The organism is Shewanella oncorhynchi, assembly GCF_012584455.1.
Taxonomy (GTDB): Bacteria; Pseudomonadota; Gammaproteobacteria; order Enterobacterales; family Shewanellaceae; genus Shewanella; species Shewanella oncorhynchi.
Map to the genome: position 1 here is coordinate 198,067 of NZ_JABAEB010000001.1, position 22,019 is coordinate 220,085.

The 22,019-nt window shown below is 44.8% G+C and carries 18 protein-coding genes; 9 read left to right on the forward strand and 9 right to left on the reverse strand.

The features are described from left to right. Positions 1-6 precede the first annotated feature (6 nt). The gene (gene pdxR, locus HGO26_RS00805; protein WP_168822687.1) at positions 7-1,470 is read right to left on the reverse strand and encodes a MocR-like pyridoxine biosynthesis transcription factor PdxR; all 1,464 of its coding nucleotides are present in this window, start codon (positions 1,468-1,470) and stop codon (positions 7-9) included. A 117-nt stretch (positions 1,471-1,587) separates the two neighbouring features. Between pdxR and HGO26_RS00810 the strand changes: the two genes are divergently transcribed. Further along, complete coding sequence (locus tag HGO26_RS00810; protein WP_168822689.1) at positions 1,588-2,046, forward strand: GNAT family N-acetyltransferase; 459 nt, start codon at positions 1,588-1,590, stop codon at positions 2,044-2,046. 128 nt (positions 2,047-2,174) lie between these two features. Here the strand turns inward: HGO26_RS00810 and HGO26_RS00815 are convergent, their stop codons facing one another. Then, positions 2,175-3,242: a tartrate dehydrogenase gene (locus tag HGO26_RS00815; RefSeq protein ID WP_168822691.1), complete on the reverse strand. Its 1,068-nt coding sequence runs from the start codon at positions 3,240-3,242 to the stop codon at positions 2,175-2,177. Between the two features lie 96 nt (positions 3,243-3,338). Between HGO26_RS00815 and HGO26_RS00820 the strand changes: the two genes are divergently transcribed. Together HGO26_RS00820 and HGO26_RS00825 are read left to right on the forward strand one after the other, a co-directional pair. Continuing rightward, the gene (locus HGO26_RS00820) at positions 3,339-4,253 is read left to right on the forward strand and encodes a LysR substrate-binding domain-containing protein (protein WP_168822693.1); all 915 of its coding nucleotides are present in this window, start codon (positions 3,339-3,341) and stop codon (positions 4,251-4,253) included. Between the two features lie 264 nt (positions 4,254-4,517). Beyond that, a complete protein-coding gene (locus HGO26_RS00825) occupies positions 4,518-5,660 on the forward strand; it encodes a glucosaminidase domain-containing protein (RefSeq protein WP_247651437.1) in 1,143 nt (380 codons plus the stop codon). Between the two features lie 203 nt (positions 5,661-5,863). Here HGO26_RS00825 and HGO26_RS00830 read toward each other — a convergent pair whose 3' ends face one another. From HGO26_RS00830 to HGO26_RS00855, 5 genes are all read right to left on the reverse strand, one after another. Further along, complete coding sequence (locus HGO26_RS00830; protein WP_168822694.1) at positions 5,864-7,918, reverse strand: toxin-antitoxin system YwqK family antitoxin; 2,055 nt, start codon at positions 7,916-7,918, stop codon at positions 5,864-5,866. A 504-nt stretch (positions 7,919-8,422) separates the two neighbouring features. Next, entirely contained in the window at positions 8,423-8,971 is a 549-nt protein-coding gene (locus HGO26_RS00835; RefSeq protein WP_247651438.1) for a glutamate racemase, read from the reverse strand. Positions 8,972-9,814: 843 nt separating this feature from the next. After that, positions 9,815-10,771: an FRG domain-containing protein gene (locus HGO26_RS00840; protein WP_168822695.1), complete on the reverse strand. Its 957-nt coding sequence runs from the start codon at positions 10,769-10,771 to the stop codon at positions 9,815-9,817. A gap of 736 nt (positions 10,772-11,507) precedes the next feature. Next, positions 11,508-11,960, reverse strand: a complete 453-nt coding sequence (locus HGO26_RS00850; RefSeq protein WP_028761683.1) for a hypothetical protein — start codon at positions 11,958-11,960, stop codon at positions 11,508-11,510. 299 nt (positions 11,961-12,259) lie between these two features. Next, positions 12,260-13,183, reverse strand: coding sequence for a LysR family transcriptional regulator (locus tag HGO26_RS00855; protein WP_168822696.1), 924 nt, complete (start codon positions 13,181-13,183; stop codon positions 12,260-12,262). A 118-nt stretch (positions 13,184-13,301) separates the two neighbouring features. On the opposite strand from HGO26_RS00855, the gene HGO26_RS00860 reads away from it, so the two are divergent. Beyond that, positions 13,302-13,991 carry an SDR family oxidoreductase gene (locus HGO26_RS00860; protein WP_168822697.1) on the forward strand — a complete coding sequence of 230 codons (690 nt, stop codon included), beginning with the start codon at positions 13,302-13,304 and terminating at the stop codon, positions 13,989-13,991. Positions 13,992-14,089: 98 nt separating this feature from the next. Beyond that, positions 14,090-15,277, forward strand: coding sequence for an MFS transporter (locus tag HGO26_RS00865; RefSeq protein ID WP_168822698.1), 1,188 nt, complete (start codon positions 14,090-14,092; stop codon positions 15,275-15,277). A gap of 383 nt (positions 15,278-15,660) precedes the next feature. On the opposite strand, the gene HGO26_RS00870 is transcribed toward HGO26_RS00865, so the two are convergent. Together HGO26_RS00870 and pyrC are read right to left on the reverse strand one after the other, a co-directional pair. Beyond that, the gene (locus HGO26_RS00870) at positions 15,661-16,707 is read right to left on the reverse strand and encodes a hypothetical protein (RefSeq protein ID WP_168822699.1); all 1,047 of its coding nucleotides are present in this window, start codon (positions 16,705-16,707) and stop codon (positions 15,661-15,663) included. Between the two features lie 131 nt (positions 16,708-16,838). Continuing rightward, the gene (pyrC, locus tag HGO26_RS00875) at positions 16,839-17,870 is read right to left on the reverse strand and encodes a dihydroorotase (protein ID WP_168822700.1); all 1,032 of its coding nucleotides are present in this window, start codon (positions 17,868-17,870) and stop codon (positions 16,839-16,841) included. A gap of 355 nt (positions 17,871-18,225) precedes the next feature. On the opposite strand from pyrC, the gene HGO26_RS00880 reads away from it, so the two are divergent. The 4 genes from HGO26_RS00880 to HGO26_RS00895 all read left to right on the forward strand — a co-directional run bounded on the left by HGO26_RS00880 (position 18,226) and on the right by HGO26_RS00895 (position 22,018). After that, on the forward strand, positions 18,226-19,488 hold the full coding sequence (locus HGO26_RS00880) for an efflux RND transporter periplasmic adaptor subunit (RefSeq protein WP_131523180.1): 1,263 nt from the start codon (positions 18,226-18,228) through the stop codon (positions 19,486-19,488). Positions 19,489-19,597: 109 nt separating this feature from the next. Next, on the forward strand, positions 19,598-19,861 hold the full coding sequence (locus tag HGO26_RS00885) for a hypothetical protein (protein ID WP_028761690.1): 264 nt from the start codon (positions 19,598-19,600) through the stop codon (positions 19,859-19,861). Between the two features lie 85 nt (positions 19,862-19,946). Beyond that, positions 19,947-20,696 (forward strand): ABC transporter ATP-binding protein, encoded by a 750-nt coding sequence (locus HGO26_RS00890; RefSeq protein WP_028761691.1) that lies wholly within the window; start codon positions 19,947-19,949, stop codon positions 20,694-20,696. Between the two features lie 11 nt (positions 20,697-20,707). Further along, entirely contained in the window at positions 20,708-22,018 is a 1,311-nt protein-coding gene (locus tag HGO26_RS00895; protein WP_113941170.1) for an ABC transporter permease, read from the forward strand. The last annotated feature ends 1 nt before the right edge of the window (position 22,019 follow it).

Below are 22,019 nucleotides of genomic sequence, written 5' to 3' on the forward strand. Positions count from 1 at the left end.
TGGATATTAAAGGATCTGCGCCAGTTTTTTGATACTTTCCCGCAGATCATCAGGCGTATGAGCGGCATAGCCCAGTAAGATAGCTTGCCTTGGATAGGGCGCTTGGCAATATCGAGACAAAGGCTGTGCCCCCAAACGTATTTGGCGGCATTTGTTGAGCACTTCCTCTTCGGTCAAGTCGCCCTTCAGCCAACACATGAGGTGAATACCTGAGTCAGAGGTTTGAACGGACAATTTGTCGGGCAGATACTGCTCAATTGCCGCGATTAACGCCGTTTGGCGCGCTAAGCAGGCTTTTCGCACTCGGCGAACATGCCGCGCATAATGTCCTTCGGCGATAAACAGCGCTAATGTTGCTTGCTCTAGGTGAGCCGTGTGCGTATCGGCGTAATGCTTTGCTAGCTGGAAAGCCTGTATCAATTTAGGGGGCACCACCAAAAAGCCGAGTCGTAATTCGGGTAGCAGCATCTTGGAAAAGGTGCCAGCGTAGATCACCCTTTGATGTTTATCGAGCCCCTGTAATGCCTGTATCGGACGGGCGCTATAACGAAACTCGCTATTATAGTCATCTTCTAAAATCCATTTACTCTGCTCAGCGGCCCAATCGAGTAAGGCCAATCGTCGTGGCAGACTTAGCATACCGCCGAGGGGAAATTGGTGTGAGGGCGCGGTAAAAGCTAGTTTCACTGAGGGCCACCGCTGGATCGCATCGGCAATATTTGTGCCCTCATCATCAACTCTCACAGGACGAACTCGCATAGTTTGCGAGAGAAAAGCGCCTAAAGCCCCGTCATACCCAGGTTCATCAAGCCAGACTTCATCTCCCTGTTGGAGTAGTACCTGCGCTGTGAGGTTAATGGCCTGCTGAGTTCCATTGACTATGATGATCTGCTCAGGTGTGCAATTGAGGCCGCGGGTCGAACGCGCATAGTCACTTATCGCCTCACGCAGCGGCAAATACCCCTCGCTATGGTTTGATTTACCTAAGGTTTTACGCGATTGCCGCCAAACTCGGCCTAACAGCCGCCCCCAAAGTTGGTGCGGGAAAAGATCAATACATCCGACGCCAATATTAAACATGCTATGGCTGTGGTCCGTATTCCCCTTCGCTTTCAGTCGCGCCATTTCTATTAACTGTGGATTAATTTCTAAATTGGAATCAAAGGCTTGAGCGCTTTCTCTGGCACGGTTTGGAATATCGATCAATTCATCGGGAATGGTATCTGACACATAAGTGCCCGATCCCGGTTTAGTCAGCAGATAGCCTTCATCAATCAGGCGCTCAAACCCTTGCAGTACTGAGTTACGTGAAATCTGCATGGTTTCCGACAAGGCTCTGCTGGATGGGATCTTCATTCTCGGATGTAAACGTCCATCAAGAATGGCCTCTCTAAACGCATGATAAAGCTGATCTTTGAGGATGCCGTCTTTGAGTTGCAAGTGAGGGAAATTGGATTGAGGTTTTTTCATTTGCTAACTGGTACTGTAAAAAATACAAAAAGTGTACCTTATGCGGTACCACAATTGAATCTAGAATCTTGCTTCAGTAAAACTGAGACCATTTACTTAATTTCAAGGAGTGCGCTAATGTCCAGCCAATCACTAACAGTAACCATTGATATGGTTAAAGAAACAGACTATTCACTCTGGTTACCACACTGGCGTGATTACCAGACTTTTTACAAAGTGGCGTTATCAGAAGCGACCACCCAAGCCACGTGGCGCCGATTCTTCGATGACCAAGAACCTATTTATTGCGCCGTCGCAAGAGAGGGCCAAAACTTACTCGGTTTTGTACACTATGTTTTTCATCGTTCTACTTGGGCCGAAACGGATTATTGTTATCTTGAAGACTTGTTTGTTGCCCCAACGGCAAGGGGTCAACATGTTGGAAAACAATTGATTGAGTTTGTAAAGCAAGCGGCCATTGAACACAAGTGCGCGCGCCTGTACTGGCATACACAGGAAACAAATTTAACCGCGCAAAAACTCTATAACTGGATTGGTGAAAAACCGGGAGTCATTGAGTACAGAATGCCGCTGTAAGGAGAGGCCTTTAATAAATGCATTAACTGGTCAGCTTATTAATGCGTTTATTATCAGGTGCTTGATAGTTTCAAATTCTTTCAATCCTAATGCTAAAGGGCTTTTAGCATTAGGTTTTAATGCACGTTTTAATTGCGACTAATCGCAGCGATCACCGCATCGGTCAGCTCCCGAGTATTCGCCGTTCCGCCCATATCGCGGGTTAAAGACTGCTTATCTTTCAATACGTTTTCTATCGCGCTGAGTATCAGGTTGTGCATTGCGCCATAACCTAAATGTTGCATCATCATAGCGCCTGCCCAAATTGTCCCTAAAGGATTGGCAATACCTTGGCCTGCAATATCCGGCGCCGAACCATGAACTGGCTCAAACATCGACGGAAATTCCTTGCTTGGATTGATGTTCGCCGAAGGGGCAATGGCGATAGTGCCAGTGCACGCAGGGCCAAGATCAGACAGGATATCGCCAAACAAATTTGAGCCAACAACCACGTCAAAATGCTCGGGTTTCAGCACGAAATTTGCCGTCAGAATATCGATATGATATTGGTCGACCTTAACATTGGGATACTGTTTTGCCATTTCCATGACGCGACTATCCCAATAGGGCATAGAGTGAAATATGCCATTGGATTTGGTCGCCGAGGTTAAGTGCTTTGCTTTGCAGCTTTGGGCTAAATCGAAGGCATATTTTAAGATGCGGTCTGTTCCACGACGGGTAAAAATGCTTTGCTGGGAGACTATTTCATGTTCAGTGCCTTCATATTGAATGCCGCCGACGGCGGAATATTCGCCTTCCACGTTTTCACGTACTACATAAAAATCGATATCGCCGGGCTTTTTGCCCGCGAGTGGGCAGGGCACGCCTTCAAATAACCGAATAGGCCTAAGGTTCACGTATTGCTCAAAGGCTCTGCGGATCGGTAGTAGCAATCCCCAGAGTGAAATATGGTCGGGAACTCCTGGAAATCCAACAGCGCCTAAGTAGATGGCATCAAAGGATTTTAGTTGCTCAAGTCCATCCTCTGGCATCATGCGACCGGTTTTATGGTAGGTTTCACAGGACCAGTCGAAATAGGTCCACTCAAACGTCACACCTAAGATTTTTCCTGTGGCTTCGAGTGTGCGTATCCCTTCGGGGATCACTTCTGTACCTATGCCATCTCCGGCAATTACGGCGATTTTTACCTTAGACATCTTCGACTCCAATAGGGGATTCTGTATTTTTTGTATGTTATTCCATATTCGTATCGTGTATGAATAGGCTAAATGTTTTGTTAAGAATTACGAATCGTGAGTCAACTGCCACCACTTGAAGATTTACGGGTCTTTGTTATCGCCGCAACAAGCGGGGGATTTACAGCCGCTGCGGAGCAATTATCTTTTTCTCCAGCGTATGTGAGTAAACGCATTGGCCTATTAGAAAAAGCGCTCGGAGTACGCTTGTTTCTGCGCTCTGCCAGAAGTGTCAGTCTCACCTTAGAGGGTAAGATTGCCTTGGAATGGTCCGAACGTTTGCTCGATACCATGGATCAAATGAGCCTTGAAATTAGCTTAGAGCAGCAAGTGCCACGGGGGCGATTACGTATCGCAACTAGCACAGGATTTGGCTGCCACTGTATTGCACCGATTATTTCAGACCTCGTGTTCCACTATCCCGAATTAGAAGTTGATTTAGAGTTGCTCGACCGCCCGGTCGATCTGGTCTCTGAAGGTTTTGATCTGGAGATCCGTGTCGGTGGCGAATTGCCACCACAAATGATTGCTAAGCGTCTTGCGAGTAATTATCGGGTATTGGCGGCATCGCCGACCTATATCGACACGTATGGCATGCCTAGCAATCTCGGGGCATTAGCCGAGCATAAGTGCATAGGGATCCGCGAGCGCGATCAAAACCATAGAGTGTGGCGATTGGAAAGTGCGGCTGGCATAGCCTCGGTTGATTTAGCGGCTTCCTTGATGACCAACAATGGCACCGTCGCTAAGCAGTGGTGTCTTAAAGGCCACGGTATTATGTTGCGCTCCATCTGGGATTTACAGCAAGATTTCTTAAGTGGCACATTAGTCAGAGTACTCCCCGAGTATCATCAATCCGCTGAAATTCATGTAATTTATGCTTCACGATTAGAAACGTCTGCCAAACTTCGCACCTGCGTCGCCTATCTTGAAGAGGCTTTACCTCGTTTTGCTGGCACTGGAATAAGTTGATTTTATTTCGCCAATCTCTATTGGCGAGTGAACGCTCGCTATTTTCATATTGAGTTTAAATAAATCAAGGTGTTGGATTTAATTGCTGATATTGGGTCAAGAGGCGGCCAAGAAGGCGCTCGTCCTATTCTCCTTAATAAAATGATCGTAATAGGCCATTTTGTATATCTATTAAGCAAACTGTCAGGTTTTTACTGTTACCTTACGCCCCCGATGTATTGGCTAATCCCATTGCTACCGTTTTACCTCAGTTAAAGAGATACCATGTTTATAAAGTTTAAGCTTCCCGTTGCTATGCTCGCACTCATTGCTTTGTCTGTTTTATGCTCTTCGGTGTATGTGCAAGAAACGCGAGTGACTAAGCTGATTTCGAATAGGCTGCCAGTTGATACTCTTGGTTTTCAGTCACAGACGGCTTCCAATCCTTTAGTTGCCAGTCAGAGTGCTCAGCATCATATGCAGAGTTTGCCAAAACTGATGACGACTTCCCTGGTGCAAGCGAATCAAGGTGCTGTTGCCAATCCAACGGTTGCTGAACATTTCTCATCCCCCAAAATACTTGAGCAGTCATCCTTCGACAATCCTGAGTCTAAACAACTGAGCCTGAATATCAGTTCTCTCGATGAACTCATGGGCTTGTTTGACTCGCTTGATTACACGCCAGAAAGTTTTCGTGATGGTAATAAATCGGTCCCTAGATTGACCTTTGATGCCGTGGGAGAGGGCTGGAGTTCAGTGTCAAGCCAACTCCCGGTGAAGCAAAAGAAAATGGTGTTTCTTAGGATGATTGCCCCTTTAGTCTTATTGGCGAATGAGAAAATTTTACAAGAAAGACAGGTCATTATGTCTGCCTCCCTCGATGATATTGCGTTATTAGCCTTAGGGGTAAAGTACAAAGTAATAAGCAGTGAAGATAAACCGCTGTTAGAAGCCCAAAGACAAATGCTACTTGAAAGGGTGGATATCCTGCCACCATCGTTAGTGTTAGCTCAAGCGGCAAAAGAAAGCGGTTGGGGCACATCGCGATTTGCCCGTGAAGGTAATGCATTATTTGGGCAGTGGGATTTCAAGGGTAATGGTATGGAACCTAGGCAGAAGCGCCAAGGTTTAGGCAATTATGGTTTAGCACGATTCGATACACCATTTGCTTCGGTGGAAGGGTATTTGTTGAATTTGAATACCCATAATGCTTATCAGAAGATGCGAGATTTTCGTGCCCAATCAAGACAAGCTAATCAAGCTGTGACAGGCTCTGCACTCGCAGGGACGTTAGACCGATATTCGGAGCGTGGTCACGCCTATGTTGAGGCGATTCGTCAGATGATCCGTACTAATAAGCTATATTTGGTGGATGATATTTATTTAAGTGATGACGCACCATTACACCTATTAACAAGAACAAACTAAGTGATTGGTAAAATAACCATTTTCACTTAGCCTGAATAAAGCGCACTTTAATTAGGCTTATATAAGTCAATTTAATCAAGGGCAACCGCATTACCCTATATCCCAATTTTAAACTTTGCCTTTTTGCTGGTAATTGTCTTCAAGGTCTTGAGTTAACCATTAGGATAAAAGGATAAGCAGTGCCTGATGTTCGATATTAATGTTTACCTTTCTGCAATCGCATAACTGCCATCTGTGTTATAGCGGATGGTAAACCCCTTTTTGTCACCATCGTGGTAATACTTCAGGGACAGTAATCGATCCTTGTTATCGATTTCATATGTCCAGCCACGTTGCTCATTGTCGCTGTAATTGGACATTGAATAACCGCCATCCTTCTTGTAGCGGATGCTGATTTGACTGTCTTGCCCCTGTTCATTATTTTGCAGCTTTTGGACATGTCCCTCTTCATCGAATTCATATTCTTTGATGAGGTTGCCATGATGATAATCAGAAAATTTGTATAATTTTCCTTTACTATCATAATAATATTGTTTCCCATGCTTAATCGATGGTGTATTTCTAAAAGGGGGATTCAGTATGTCCTTACAGTCATTGCTATAGGGATTTTCTCGCATTATGCATTCGTCTTGAGAGGGCTTGACGGGCAGGGTTTCGTCATATTCATAATGACTTAACTCCATAAGCCGGTGATTATGGTTAGGATCAAATATCGCCTGCATGCCATGGTATTCACCTTTGCGATAGTGCCTAATGCCGTTGGCAACATCCTGTGCTGAGTACCAAATACTCTGGCCATCGAGCAGTCCCTGCTTATAATGCTTATTGGCAAAGAGCACATTTTCATCGCTGATTAGTTTTTCTTCACCTTCGCGTAATCCATTGAGATAAGTCACTTCGATCCGTGATTTCTTGTCAGTTTTAAATACCCAAGGGCCAGTGCGCTTGCCATCAAGGTAAGCCCCGTTACCCACATAGTTGCGGTATTCGCCAAGCGAGACTTTATCTACCCAAGGGCCTTGTTTAATGCCGTTTTGATAGTGACCTTTATTGCCATTGCTCTCAAGCCATTCACCGTCTTTGACACCATTGCGATAAATGCCTTTTTCAGACAATCGCTTATCCCCTGTGTCTGCGCCGTATTCGGGCTCATAGATTTCATAGGGACCATCGAGTACTCCTTGGTTGTAATGGGCAAAACCGTAGTTATCTGCCTCATCGAACATGGACTGTGCAATCCATTTACCTTGCTTTTTACCGTCAAGATATTCACCTTCCCAATAGCTTGCTTGGCCGTCAGCCTCCATCCATTTACCGACTTTTTTGCCTTGTTTGTACTGACCATTCAACATGATATTGGCATTACGGTTATCGTAGGCGATATAGGGGCCATCGAGCACACCTTGGGCATAATGACTTTCAAGCGCAAGTCCAGCCCAAGATCCACCGAGATTCATATAATCATAAGCTGGGCCCGTTTTTGGGATCTCACCCTCACCGCTGTTTAGCCAGTCCACATCATCGGCTTCAAAGACAACGCTCACCAACACAAAACTGCCCTGTTGTTCGCGATAATCATTGCGATAAAAGTGGGTCACTAAACTGTATTGATGCCCGCGGCCTTGGGCATCTTTATCTTTGCGGGTGAGGGGGTAACGTAATTTATATTCGTCCGCGGTTTTCACATCGGCGGGTAAACCTTTAGCATTGCGATAGCCGATTAAGGTTGGTTTGAGCTTGGTTGAACCATCGATAATCGCTTTAATGGCGGGATCTTCTATCGCCTCAACATCATAGGTCATGCGATATTGCTGCGGCGGAATTTGGTTTAACACTTTGCGGGTGTCGCTGACGGTAAATGACGATAACGTCGGGGCGACTTCATCCAGCACAACTTGAAGGCGTGGCAGCTTAGTGAGTTTTGAATCCTCAAAACCATAACCCCGTAAATGCTGACCATCAGCATCTTTAAGCATGACCACGACTTCTTTGTCGCCACCTTTATCAAAGTCATAGTAAAAAACGGCCACAATTTCAGCCGCACCATAATCATCAAGATGTACGCCGGGCGCATCGCCGTCGGACATTTCGCTCCACACTTGATTGTCTTTTTGGTGAAAATTAAGCCATTGGCCATTCGGTAAATCGACAGTGGGATGGACGGCTTTGCCCGCAGCGCTTGCCGCAGGAATAACTGTTAAAGAGTATAACAACACCATGCCCGCTGCAGTGAATAAACTGCGAATCGAAAGTTCCATTTAACTACACCTTTTATACCGATAACTTGCGCCTCATGCGCACCAGTAAACGGGCCGAATTTTATGCGAAGACAAGCACTTCAGGAAGTAGCTGATACAAAAAAGGCCGCAATAGCGGCCTGTTAAGATCTAACATTTAACAATCAGCGATGCGATATAGCATTTATTTCGCGGGTGTCTTTTAGGGTAATCATTTAGATTTCTTTGAAAACGGGTTTTAAAAGAAAATGAGCTAAAAATATTACAATAACAGCTGCTTAAATTTAATTGGGCACTGAAGCAGTGCTTCAATTTTGCTTTGTTTCGCTTGTTCTGAATCTACATTCCCTGTGGTGTAAAACGTTATTTCTGGATCGAGTATCGGGCTACATGTTTGGTGCTCGATTTTCAACAATGAGTGCGTTCGATTAGCAATGGCTAATCCAGAATCAATGACGGTAACCTGGTGGGGAAGGGCATTTTTGATTTCTGCATGGATAAGTGGAAAGTGAGTACAAGCCAGCACTAATACATCGGTATTAAATGCATCGGGTTTGCTAAAATACGCTGAATTTCCTGAGTTACAATGTCGGGATCAAACCCATTGCCGAGAAGTTTTTGCTCTGAGGCGAGAACCAGCACTTCAGAGTCTTCTACTAAAACCTTACATTCTGTGGCGAAATTCGTGATCAGCATCTTCACATAAGCTGAGTTCACTGTGGTGTGAGTGCCAAGTACCATCACTACCTTTGATTTTGATAACGAAGCGGCAGGTTTTATCGCAGGGACAACGCCGACAATAGGTATATTGAGTTCAGCGCGAAGTAAGTCTAGCGCAATGGTACTCGCTGTATTGCAGGCGATAACGATGATATCGGGTTGAGTCAGTGAGCTTGCTTTGGATATAACGTCTAAAATTCGCTTTTTTAGTATATCGTGTGGCTTTTTTCCGTAAGGGAAAAAGCCAGCGTCAGAGACGTAACTCAGCCGTATGTTGGGGATTCTCTTTTTTATTTCGGCCGCGACAGTCAGTCCACCTGAACCTGAATCAAAAACTAATATTGAGCTATCCATTGCACCTACCTTCACATAATCAACACATTTCATTTTGCCATAGACACAGGAGTGTTAGTCGAATTGGCATACGGCTTCAAGAGGCGCATTTTGCTCTTTCAGCCTATTTTGATCAATGAGGATATGTTTGGTTAAGACTTTTTCGTAAACAAAAAATCTTTTAGTGAGTTAATACAATCTACCGCAGCGTGAGATCATGAATACTCAGTTTTGTCCGCAGTTTAGTTTGGATGCCAACTTAATCCTTCGTGCGTTTGTAAATATAGGTGTAGCTTTAATTCCGCATATCCATTAAGCACTATCATTCCAGTGACACGCCGACTTTGGTTTTAAAATAGTCGTCCATGTATGCTCGAGCATGGAATCTGCTGTATAGGACATACTAATGTCGCGATCACATGTATGTGAATAAGTGACCATGCCACGGACGGTCACTTCCATGATGGTGCTTAATTTGGGTTAATCCCTGTGTATGTCTGATAGTTGATTTGATGTATTTCTAAAATCTAAATCAAAGTCGTGGGGCTTCACCCCACACCCGACCAAGGAGGACTGCTCGTCCTATCCTCCTTGGATGCTCCATGACGCCCCTAACGGAGTTGAAAGCCCCTTGTGCTCATTGCCAAATTTGCTATCGCTTTCGAAGGATGCGTCCCTGCACCTGCGAAAGCTAGCCAGCCATCCATGGCTGGACTCACGCAATTTGCCTATTCGCCCTGCGGCAACTCCGAGGGGATAGTGTATTCCTCAGACTCTGGTGTTATTGGTACATTATTAAGGCATAAAAGCTCTATAAGTTCAGTTTCTTAATTTAGAACGTTGTAAAGTGTTATTTAGCTAGAATTACCACCTTTGTTCAAACAGTGAATAGCTTTTAATATGTTTCGTTTGATATTCAAGTTCAGGAAATAAAGTTGCTTCGTATATTCCGCAATATTTAAGTTCATTTAATATATCTTCCTTGAGCTTAGCTGGGATAATGAAGGAATGTGAAAATTTATCAAATTCATCGTTAACTTTAACATATTGTTGGTTATACAATATTTTACCTGTATGGCAGGTAAAGCAACCTTGTTGTGTGACTAATCGTTTGTTAAGGCGTTTTGGTGTGTACATGAATCCAGCATGTTTTATCTGTTCATGGGCTCCTCCATTGATTGCTTTACAAATCAAATCAACCCCTTTGTCAGATAGCTGGCCATGATATTTCTTTTCTAATTCTAAAAAATCATCAAAACGTAATCCATTAAAGAGAATCTGGTTATTTAAGAATTCAAGATGATCTTCGCGGATGGAAGATGCGACCTGTTTAAAAATATTATCAAAGTCATCTGCATCATTATATTCTATTAATTTGGTGAGAAATATTTTACCAAAATCAAAGTTGTAATAATCGAAATCAAATATATCGTCTACAAAATCGGGTAAAAAAAAGAGTTTACCATCAAGGTTATTTTCTGTTGAGCACGCAAAATAAAGAGCAACTAATACATTTTCCGTCCAATCGAGAAGTCTTGTCGGTAAGCCATAGTGTTGGGCATAAGTAAGAAGCTCTAAAACATCGGTATGACGTTCTCTTGCTTCTGGATGCATCCTTACAAACTCATCGATGAGCATGTTCTCATCATAGTATTTTCCGTCTATTGGCCTAAATAAACTAGGTACAAGATTGTGGCGGGCGTTAGATTGTCCCCTAAACCACCATTTCTTAGAGTTATTTGAAGTTTCTGTCTTTGCTAATTTAATGGCATCAGCCACACACGATATTACTTGCTGGTTTTCTGTATCCGAGTTCGGCAATTTGCAACTCCATTTGTAGTGGTATATTAAACTTGGCTATTTAATAAGAAAGACTATGAATTTACTCATAGAACTCGACAACCTAGCTTTGCAAAAAGACGGTTCTGGTGCAACTCCTTTTGATTATTAAGATGAGTTGTAATCACCTTGCACTACAGGAATACGCTATTCTCTACGAAGTTGTTGAAATATATTGATAAAAATTACGTGGCGACATCATGGATGATGGCGTAGGCTCGGGGGCACATTCTGAGCCGTTAGGTGATTTTTATTGTAGTATGAGACTGGTTACTAAGGTGTTTACGGAGATATGAGTCATTTAGCTACAGACTACTCAAGTGTTGACGAAATTAAGCACTTGCATGTAAGTGACCGTTGGCGGCATGGATGCCGTCGTCGAGCCCTCAGGGATGAGTTTATGGCGTGTCACTGGAATGAAAGTGATTAATTCTATGCATACAAAATAAAGAACTAATCACTCTCTTAAAGAGGGAGTTGCTGTTAATTCCCTCTTGGTTGGCTCTTGATTTAACATCAGAGGTCAAGCTCACACGACTTTGACTTTTTTAAAATTATAAAAAAAAACCAATCAGTTGGTTGCAAAACTCCACATGGCTTGAATCAATTCATCATTAACCTCAAACACCATCACTTCAAAGAGATAATCTTTAATCTCACTAATGCGTTTGCCCAACAACGATGGCTCAGCACATCGTTGTTAGACATCTACTGAATGTTACTTCGCGGTAATTGAGCCTTGAGTTCCTGCATCAGTATCAATCCACGAGCTGTCTTTATTCATGCTTGCATCAGGATAAATGGTGAACTCCACCATGCCTTGTTTGAATTTGATTGCGCCATCACTATGGCTCGATTTTACGTGTTTACCATTAACCCAAACCTGATTTTTATCATCGATTTGAATGTTGGCAACCGTCGCGCCTGAGCTGGCGGTTGCAAGCCATTGTCGGGCATTGGGAATGATTACCTTAGCGTCATCTGCGGTTTGGGACATGGCGCTTGCCTTAGCATTTTCCTCTTTGGTTTTGTGGATATCGCAGCCTTGGGCTTCTGACATTTGGGTGCAGCCAGAGCGCTCGAGTAACTTGCGATATTCGTCGTTAATGGCGTAGCTATTTGCCGATATTAATAGTGCAATGCTTGCTGTGATGATGATTTTAGTGTTCATGAGTTCCCTCGTTAGTATCAAGTTGTTAATCGCTCATTGCTAGTTTGCAGTGTGAGCTGATGGTTAATTGTAGAGGGTGCTTAGCAATTTTCTATTGGGCAAAAGTACATTTAATTCTATGCCGGGTTTAGCCGTAATGACCTTACCGCTATTGCTGTTTACATTGCGGGGCATAAGCCATGCGCTGTTTACACGCAATCCTTGCGAGGTGATGCGTTAAAATACAGTTGATCACATCGATAAAATACTTTGCGTCTATTGGTTGATGCAGTTGCCCCCGTTTGCTCCATGTTTAGCGATTAATGCTCCAGCTGCTTTTCAAATTGTTCGAACAGAAAATCTAAGAATAATCGCAGTCGTTTGGGCTGATATTGGCGGCTGATGTATACCACGTTGAGGTCGGCACTTGAGACTGTGGTCGAGCTATTAAAGTTTTTCATGTAGCCATTTAAAACTGTCACTAAGCGTTGCTGATTAATGTCATTTTGCACATCGAGCAGTGATTTTAACGCGATCCCCGCGCCTTCTAATGCCCAGCAACGGATCACTTCGCCATCATCAGAAAACCGTTTTGGGGTGACAGTGACTGAGTTGCGGCCTTCTTGGTCTTGAAAGTGCCAAGTTTTGAGCTCTTCATTACTGCGCAGCATAGCGAGGCAATCATGATGGCTGAGGTCTTGCGGTTTAACGGGAGTGCCTTTACGCGCAAGGTATTCCGGGGATGCGCACAGCACCCGTCGACTTGGTGCGAGCCGCCTTAAAATCAGATTGCTGTCAGTTAAATCACCGTAGCGAATAACGACATCTATGCCCGATTCGGCAATATTAGACAAATTATCATTGAGATACAGATAGGGAACGATATCGGGGTAGCGGTCGGTGAAGGCGGACAAAATCGGCAGTATATATTGTTTGCCTATATCTTTTGGCGCAGCAATTTTTAAGGTGCCTTTGACCTCTTTTACCCCATTCTGCAGCAAATTTTCGGTTTCTTTTACATTTTCGATAATCCCCAAGCATGCTTGGTGATACAGGGCCCCAGAGTCTGTGAGTGACAGATGTCGAGTACTTCGATTGAGCAGCTTAACCCCGTAGCGTTCTTCAAGTGCTTGTAAGCGCGCCGTGACGGTTGCTGGAGAAAGTCCGAGCTCGCGACCCGCCGCTGCCAACCCTTGATGTTTCACTATGCTGATAAACAGCGCCATATCTGAAAATTTATCCATTTTCACTTCTATTGTTTGTCTGGGCTGAATAATGAATTCATATATTAATCAATTATCAAAATATGTCGAATGAATATACTGGCTCTACTAACCAATCAGCAGTACAGAGAGTAGTCACATGAGCAGCCATATCAGTAATCAGATTAGCAATCAGAGCAATAGCGATAAAGCTGTGGTTGTCATCATCGGCGGAACATCAGGAATAGGGGCTGCGCTTGCTAGGCAGCTAACGGCAGACAACCAGATTGTCCATGTCGCCAGTCGTCAAACAGGCGTAGATGTGGCGGACGAACAATCGGTAAATCGATTTTTTGAATCCATTGGTGCGTTCGATCACTTAGTGATCACCGCGGGTTCTTCTGCGCCAGCTGGCAAGGTCGTTGATGTCGATATTCAACAAGCTAAAGCGGCTTTTGACACTAAGTTTTGGGGTTCAATCAATGCTACAAAACAGGCGGTTCGTTACATTAAACAAGGTGGTTCTATCACACTAACCACTGGGATGCTGTCACGAAAAGTGGTCGCTAATACCTATGTTAAAAGCACAATGAACGCCGCCTTAGAAGCCTTTACTAAGGTGCTCGCTAAAGAGCTTGCCCCCATTAGAGTCAACGCCGTTAGCCCTGGATTAACAAGAACCGGGTCAATGCCAGCGCAAACGGCGATGTACGAACAAGCCAAAACCACATTGCCTGTGGCAAAAGTGGGTGAGCCGAGTGATATCGCTATGGCCTATTACCTTGCCATTAACAACAGCTTTATGACTGGCGCCATTATCGATGTTGATGGTGGCGCGCTGATTAACTAATGCGCTGAATAAATAGTGCTTTTACCCATGATTGCACCGAGCTGATAACACATCGCCGGTATGTTCCCTACACAAAATTTAAAATAAGCGAGATTACAATGAACAAGGAAAAAATGCCGTTACAAGTGTGGATACTAACGCTAGCAGCGTTTGCAATTGGCACCGCAGAGTTTGTGATTGCTGGTATCCTGCCACAAATTGCCACGTCTTTGTCTATTAGTGAAGGTCAGGCAGGGTATTTGATCAGCGCCTATGCATTGGCAATTGTGTTTGGTGGTCCTATCCTCACGATTTACTTGGCGCGGTTCAATAAAAAAACCGTACTGACCAGCTTAATGGTGCTGTTTATCTTGGGTAATTTGCTGTCGGCATTTGCCCCCAATTACACCTTGCTGATGATTAGCCGAGTGATTACTGGCTTAGTTCAAGGCCCATTTTATGGCATAGGTGCCGTAGTGGCGACCAGTTTGGTATCTGAAAAAATGGCCGGACGTGCTGTGGGTCAGATGTTTGCGGGTTTAACCTTAGCTAACGTATTGGGTGTACCAGGTGGCACTTGGATTGGCTTGCAATTTGGTTGGCAAACCACCTTTATCACAGTCGCGATATTGGGCGTTATCTCAATCGCGTCTATCTTCAAGTTTATTAATGCGACCGGCCATGGTGAAGCTAAAAATGTTTCGGCTCAGCTGCGAGCGTTTAAAAACCCTATGTTGTTGATTAGTCTTGCTATCACAGTGTTTGCTTGGTCCGGTTTTATGACTGTTTACGGTTATATTGCGCCAATTGCGATGCACATTACGGGTTTTAGTGAACATGCAGTAACGTGGATTTTAGTTATCGTCGGCTTAGGTTTGATATTGGGTAACACTTTAGGTGGGCGTTCATCGGATAAAAACCTGCAGAAATCGTCGATGTTTTGGGCGATAGCCATGATAGTGTCGCTGCTACTGGTTGGTTTCGCGCTGGACAGCAAAGTGATGTTTGTGATTGCCGTTTTTGTCTTTGGTATCGCTTCGTTTGCTAATGTTCCTGCGATGCAGTTACGGGTAATGAATCACGGTGGTGAAGGCCAAGAGTTGGCAGCAACCGCTAATATTTCAGCCTTTAACCTAGCTAATGCGTTCGGTGGATTTTTAGGGGGGATGGTGCTGGATAGCCAGATGGGCGCAGGCATGATCCCTTATGCAGCAGTGATTGTCCCTGTGCTTGGCTTAGTGTTTATTTCGATGGTAAACAAACGTGAGACACGTGCCGCGAATGCTGTAGCTGTGCCTAGTATTTAAATGTGGTAGAAGGTCTGATTACTTCTGATATAGGCTGCCATTTATTTTAGCTAAAATGCTCAATGTAACTCATTGAGCATTTTGTATTTTAGGCTCAAATGTAGCTGACCTTTGTGATTCTGCAAGATTGATTCATCTATCGTCTATCTTGCTTAATTTATATTCGGACTAGACACACTTTTAAATTCCACTTAATAACTGGCCATGTTAAGCATCAGAAATATGCCAACTCCCGGCGAAGCTACTAATCAATACCTGTAACTTCGCTAGGGTGAGTGCTGTGTAGCAGTGTTACGAACGAGAGTCAGGGATGGCGAACTGGCAGTTAGGCATCATCGCCATGACTGCTTTCTTTCCCTCTAGTATTTTCTCAGTTAAGTACACTATTCCAATAGCTTAAGTTGTGTTTGTCCCCATTGGGTGGCATAGGGCATCGTTTCTTGCGGGCTGAGGACAAACTCATTTTCACAGCCATCGCCGCGGGGCGTTTCCCAGAATTTGATCCCCTTTGGCTCAAGGGTGAGCTGGTAATATCCTGAGCCGTCTGATGTGGGGCATTCTGCGTCCGGTGCTTTGCCAGCAAACAATTTGTCCCTTAATGCAGGGGGTAAAGGATGACTCATACCCTCGAGCATGCTTTGTGGTTGAGTATCGGCGAGAAACCATTGCCATGGGTGGAAAGGTTTGCCGTCGGTAAGGGAGAAACTCACAAATTCTTGGCTGATACCATTGGCGCCATAACCTGCCGCCCAGCGATATAGGCGCACACTGAGCCAATGCTGATTAATAAAAATCGGTTCGGCAAAGGTTTCGTCAGTCACAAAACTGCCCATTTGTGCCAGCATTCTGCGGCGAGTATCAAAGGTTTGTGCTAGTTGGGCTTCATCGGTGAGCTTATGTTCAAGCCATTGATTAATTGCCAAGATACCCGTTTGTGGGCCTTTAAATTCGATACCCACATCTGTGCCAAAAGTCAGCGGGCGATACTCAATATTTTCGTAGCTTTGCCATTTACCTCGGCTGAGTTTTGGCGTGGTTTCTAGCGGTAGATTGTAAGCATCGGCACCACAATCCTCGACCTTATCTGGGCTGATTTCTCGCTCAAGTTGCACTGGTAATGATTTACTCGCGGTATCTTTAAACCAATGGCCGCTCAGTTTTTGTGGCGTGACACTATCAAACTGCCAATTTCCTGTATTGCCTTCTTCTTTCCACAGTTCATCTTGCTGCTCGAGTCTTATCGGCGTTAAGTAGCGTTGATAGTAATAACTGCCTGTTCCATATTGATTAAAACAAACTCTGACCTTGCTTTTACCTAACTGTCCCTGCCAGATCCCTGTGAGTTCATTGGCCGCAAAGGTCGGCAAAGAGATCGCGGCGGTCAGCAACAGGCTTGAAGATAAAACGGAGAATAACATCCTTGTGGGCATACTGATTTTCTCTTAAAAGGTGATAAGTAAGGGCCGTATTCTAAGCGCAGGATACTGACCGATTGTGGATTAAAAATCAAAATCTGATAAAAAAGTCGCCCGTAGGCGACTTGATGTTAAAGACTTAAGGCTTATTTAACTTGCCAATCAATGGCCTCTCCAGCACGAATAGGCACTACGTTAGTATCGCCAAGCGGGTAAGTTGCAGGGACATCCCATGACTTTTTGACCAGCGTGATGGTATCGGTATTACGTGGCAGGTGGTAAAAGTCTGGGCCGTTAAAGCTTGCGAACGCTTCGAGTTTATCCAGCGCATTGACCGACTCAAATGCTTCGGCGTACAGCTCAATGGCGGCATGAGCAGTGTAGGAGCCCGCGCAGCCACAGGCCGCTTCTTTCTTATCCTTGGCGTGTGGCGCTGAATCTGTACCTAGGAAAAACTTCTTGCTGCCGCTTGCCGCTGCACCTAACAACGCCTGCTGGTGGGTGTTGCGTTTTAAAATTGGCAGGCAGTAAAAATGCGGACGAATACCGCCAGCCAGCATGTGGTTACGGTTATACAGCAAATGGTGGGCCGTGATAGTCGCGGCCACATTGTCTGAGGCTTGAGTGACAAAATCGACTGCATCTTTGGTGGTGATATGTTCAAGCACGATTTTAAGTGCAGGGAAATCGGCGACAATTTTACTTAGGATATTTTCAATAAAGACACGCTCGCGGTCGAAAATATCAATAGCTGAATCTGTGACTTCACCGTGGACTAAAAACAGCATACCGACTTCTTGCATGGCTTGGAGTACGGGATAGATGTTTTTAACATCGGTTACGCCGGAATCAGAGTTAGTCGTCGCGCCCGCTGGGTAGAGTTTAGCGGCAACAATTTTACCCGAAGCTTTAGCTTTGCGGATTTCATCTGGGCTGGTTTTGTCGGTTAAATACAACACCATCAAAGGTTCGAATTGTGAGCCCGCGGGTACTTGCGCTTTAATGCGATCGTAATAGGCCAGTGCGGTTTCAGTATCGATAGCGGGGGGCACTAAGTTTGGCATCACGATGGCGCGGCCCATATAGCGGCTGATATCGCGCACTGTATCTTTAAGCTGGGCGGCGTCTCTTAAATGAATATGCCAGTCGTCTGGGCGAGTGATTGTTATTGTAGTCATAGGGTTTGGTCTTTTGATCGTTTTTGCTGCGAGGGTGGCGGGATCTTATGTGGCAAGGATTTTACTGTAAAGGGAAACTCGGCTGTTTTGGTTAATAAATCTTGATTCTAGACCCTAGAATCTAGGAACTGCTTTTTTTCAATCGGACACTTTTCATTTCTCTGCTGCGGACACTTTTAAATAAAAGCGCCAGTGTCCGCGGACACTTTTATCTGCAATTTTTTTGTTAACGTTTTGAAATAATATGATTTTACTTTTTTGGCATAGGCTTTGCTATCTCTAGGGTAGAGATTTCCAATAGTGTCCGTTGATGCGTTCCGGCACTGATGATTACAACAGGGAAGCGAGTAAAGCCATGATTAAAGATACTAGCGGCCAAGATACAGTACTTGTGCCATCGACCTCTAAACGTCTTAAGTTACCGCTGATCATTGGCGGTTGCGCCTTATTAGTCAGCGCCTTAGTGTGGGCAAGTTTAGGCTCTGATAGTGTTAGCAAATCCCTTAGCCGCAGCGATATCACTACCGCAAAACTCTTTGTTGGAACGTTAACCCGCGATGTGGCGACCACAGGTAAAATCGTGGCGGCCAATGCGCCTATTTTGTATAGCACAGAGGAAGGTACTGTGACCCTGCTCAGCAATCCTGGCGATACTGTTAATAAGGGCGATGTGGTCGCCAAACTCGATAGTCCAAGACTCACAAATCAGCTAGAGCAAGCCAAGTCCCTATTAGCGGGCATGGAGAGTGCATTAGAGCGCGCTAAGTTGGATGCAAGACGCGATCAATTACAAGCTTATCAAACCTTAGATATCGCAACGGTCGATCTTGAAGCGGCGGATAGGGAAAGCCGACGCGGAGAGGAGCTGATTCAAAGTCAGCTTATTGGCCAGATTGATTATGAAAAGGGCAAAGATGATTTACACAAAGCCAAGCTGAAGTTTAAGCATGCCGAACAAGAAGTTGCGTTAACGAAAGATACGTTAACCTTTGAAATTAAAAATAAAGCCCTAGAAGTTGAGCGTCAAACTCTCGCGGTGCGTGAATTAGAACGCCAAGTCGATGCCTTGAATATTGTCGCACCTGTTAACGGTATTATCGGTAACTGGATTACCGAGCAGAAAACCCGTCTTAGCGCTAACCAACCGATTTTAACCGTCGTGGATTTAAGCGCCTATGAGGCTGAGTTAGCCGTGCCTGAATCCTATGCGGACGATCTGGGTTTAGGCATGGAAGTCGAGTTGAGTTTTGGCAGTATTAAGTTAATGGGTAAGTTATCGTCAATTTCCCCAGAAGTGCGTAACCGTGAAGTGACCGCTAGGGTGCAATTTGACCAAAGCGACAGCCTAACACTGCGCCAGAATCAACGCATCTCGGCCCGAGTGTTATTAGAGCACAGACCCAATGTTCTTATGGTAAAACGCGGCGCCTTTATGACCAGCGGTGGGGGTAATGTGGCTTATCAAATCGAGGGCGATTTAGCCAGTCGTCGTGAGGTTAAGCTCGGTAGTACTAGCCTGAGCCAAGTCGAAGTGCTTGATGGTGGCAAAGCCGGAGATGAGTGGGTTATTTCAAGTGTCGACCCCTTTAATCACGCCGAACAGGTCAGAATTCATTGATGACCGATATTCGTAAATTATTAAACAACCAATCTGATGAATTTAACAGCGCAGTGATCAAGGTGAATGACGAAACCTGCTGCGACATGGATAAGAATAGGAGCCGGATATGCGTGATAAACAATTTGATATCAGCGTGTTGATGTCATCCAAAATGTTTGGAGTACTAGCCTTATTATTACTGGTGGTTGCGGTGGAACTAAGTATCGGTGAGGCCAATAGCTGGTTTTTCCTCGGACTCAATTTGTTGGAATGGAGCAATCCTTTGGATGAGTTTCGCCAAGTGGGTGAGGTTTCCACCGAAACTGCCAACCTTATGCTGGGCGCTTTTATGTGGTTTTTAGAGTGTGTTGTTGAGCCATTCTTTGGCTGATTACGGTCGTACATGAGTCGATGCCTAAGGTGTAGACGCAGAGTCTAGGCGCAAAAATAGATTTGATTATTTAAAGGAAATTAACATGTTATCAATGAAGAATGTGAGCAAGGTTTTTAAAACGGATTTAGTAGAAACCCACGCCCTGCGCGATTTTAACCTCGAGGTGAACGAAGGCGAATTTGTCGCTGTCACAGGTCCTTCTGGCTCGGGTAAAACCACCTTTTTAAATATTGCAGGTTTACTCGAAGGTTTTACCCACGGTGACTATTTTCTCGATGGGATTAACGTGTCTAACTTGAGCGATAACAAGAGCGCCACTATCCGGAATGAAAAAATTGGCTTTATTTTCCAAGGTTTTAACTTAATTCCCGATCTTAACTTAGCTGAGAATATTGAAGTGCCGCTGCGCTATCGTGGTTTTAATGCCAAGGAGCGTCAACGTCGTGTACAAGAGGCATTAGAGCAAGTGGGCTTAGCTTCACGACTTAAACATTTACCTACTCAGTTGTCGGGTGGACAACAACAAAGGGTGGCGATTGCTCGTGCTTTAGCGGGTGAGCCACGTTTCCTACTCGCCGACGAACCTACGGGAAACCTCGACAGCCTAATGGCACGTCAAGTGATGGAATTACTCGAAAATATCAATCAAGCGGGCACGACCATTATTATGGTGACGCACGATCCTGAACTCGCTCGCCGCGCCCAACGCAACATTCAAATTGTCGATGGTCAAGTGTGTGACTTTACTATGTATCATCAAGGTCATCGACATGTCAGTGACATCACTGCAGCGACTGATATCGACAAACTTGTCGCCAACGCCGACCGTTAAGGATATGCATTATGTTCTTTTATTATGTTGATTTAGCTTGGCGCAGCATTAAGAAAACCCCAGTGCTGTCGCTGTTGATGGTGTTGGCGATTTCGATTGGTATTGGTATCACGATTACTACGTTAAACGTGTACAAGATGATGTCATTTAATCCCGCGGGTGAACGCTCTGATGAGTTAAATGCGGTACAGCTTTGGAGCCAAGGCCCTGATTCTTGGGATGAGTTAAACTCGTTAGTGACTTACCAAGACGCGATGAATCTGCGCAACAATACCTTACCTAAACGCCAAGCTGCGATGTTTCGCACTGGGATGGCAGTGCAGACGGAGGATGCCAATTTTGCGCCTATTTTAGAAAGCATTCGGGTGACGGACAGTGACTTTTTCAAGCTGTTTGACGTGCCATTTTTGTACGGTAATGCGTGGGATAAATCCGTCGACACTGAGCCTGCTTATCAAGTGGTGATTAACGATAAACTCAATCAAAAGTTATTTGCGGGTCAAAACAGTGTTGGCAAAGTTATCTATCTTAATCGTAAACCTTATCAAGTGGTTGGGGTGATTGATGCTTGGGATCCTAAGCCTAAATATTATGATCCCACTAACGGTGCCTTCAACGACACGGAACAAATTTTTGTACCGTTTTCGCTGACACCTATCGAAGAGTTTGATGTATGGGGTAACACGTCAGGTTGGAAGTTTGAGACGATGAATAGTTACAGCGATCGCCTTAACTCTGAAAAAGTGTGGTTGCTGTATTGGGTTGAGTTGCCAAATAAAGACGCAGTAGCCAGTTACCGTTCTTGGCTCAGCAATTATGTGGCGGAGCAAAAAGCCCTAGGCCGTTTTACGGATAATAAATCTGCCGCTGACTCAGTCAAAGTATCCGATGTGGCAACTTGGCTTGAATACAATCATGTGGTGCCCGAAGACAATAAAATCTTGGTTGGCTTGAGTGCGCTTTTTTTAAGTGTTTGTTTAGTCAATATATTAGGTTTAATGCTGACAAAGTTCCTCAAGCGAGCCCCCGAGGTGGGAGTGCGCCGCGCAATCGGTGCTAGCCGTGGCCAAATCTTCGCTCAATATATGGTGGAAGTGGGCATGATTGGCTTATTCGGTGGTTTGCTGGGACTCGCTTGGGCCTACGCTTCGCTTTATGGGTTATCGGCCCAGTTTGAGGTCGCGAAGGGGTTAACCCATTTATCGGCGAGTATGTGGATTATCACCCCAAGTATTGCGGTAGGCACAGCCTTGTTGGCTGGCTTGTATCCCGCATGGGTGGTGTGTCGCACTAAACCTAGCGTTTATCTAAAAAGCCAGTAAG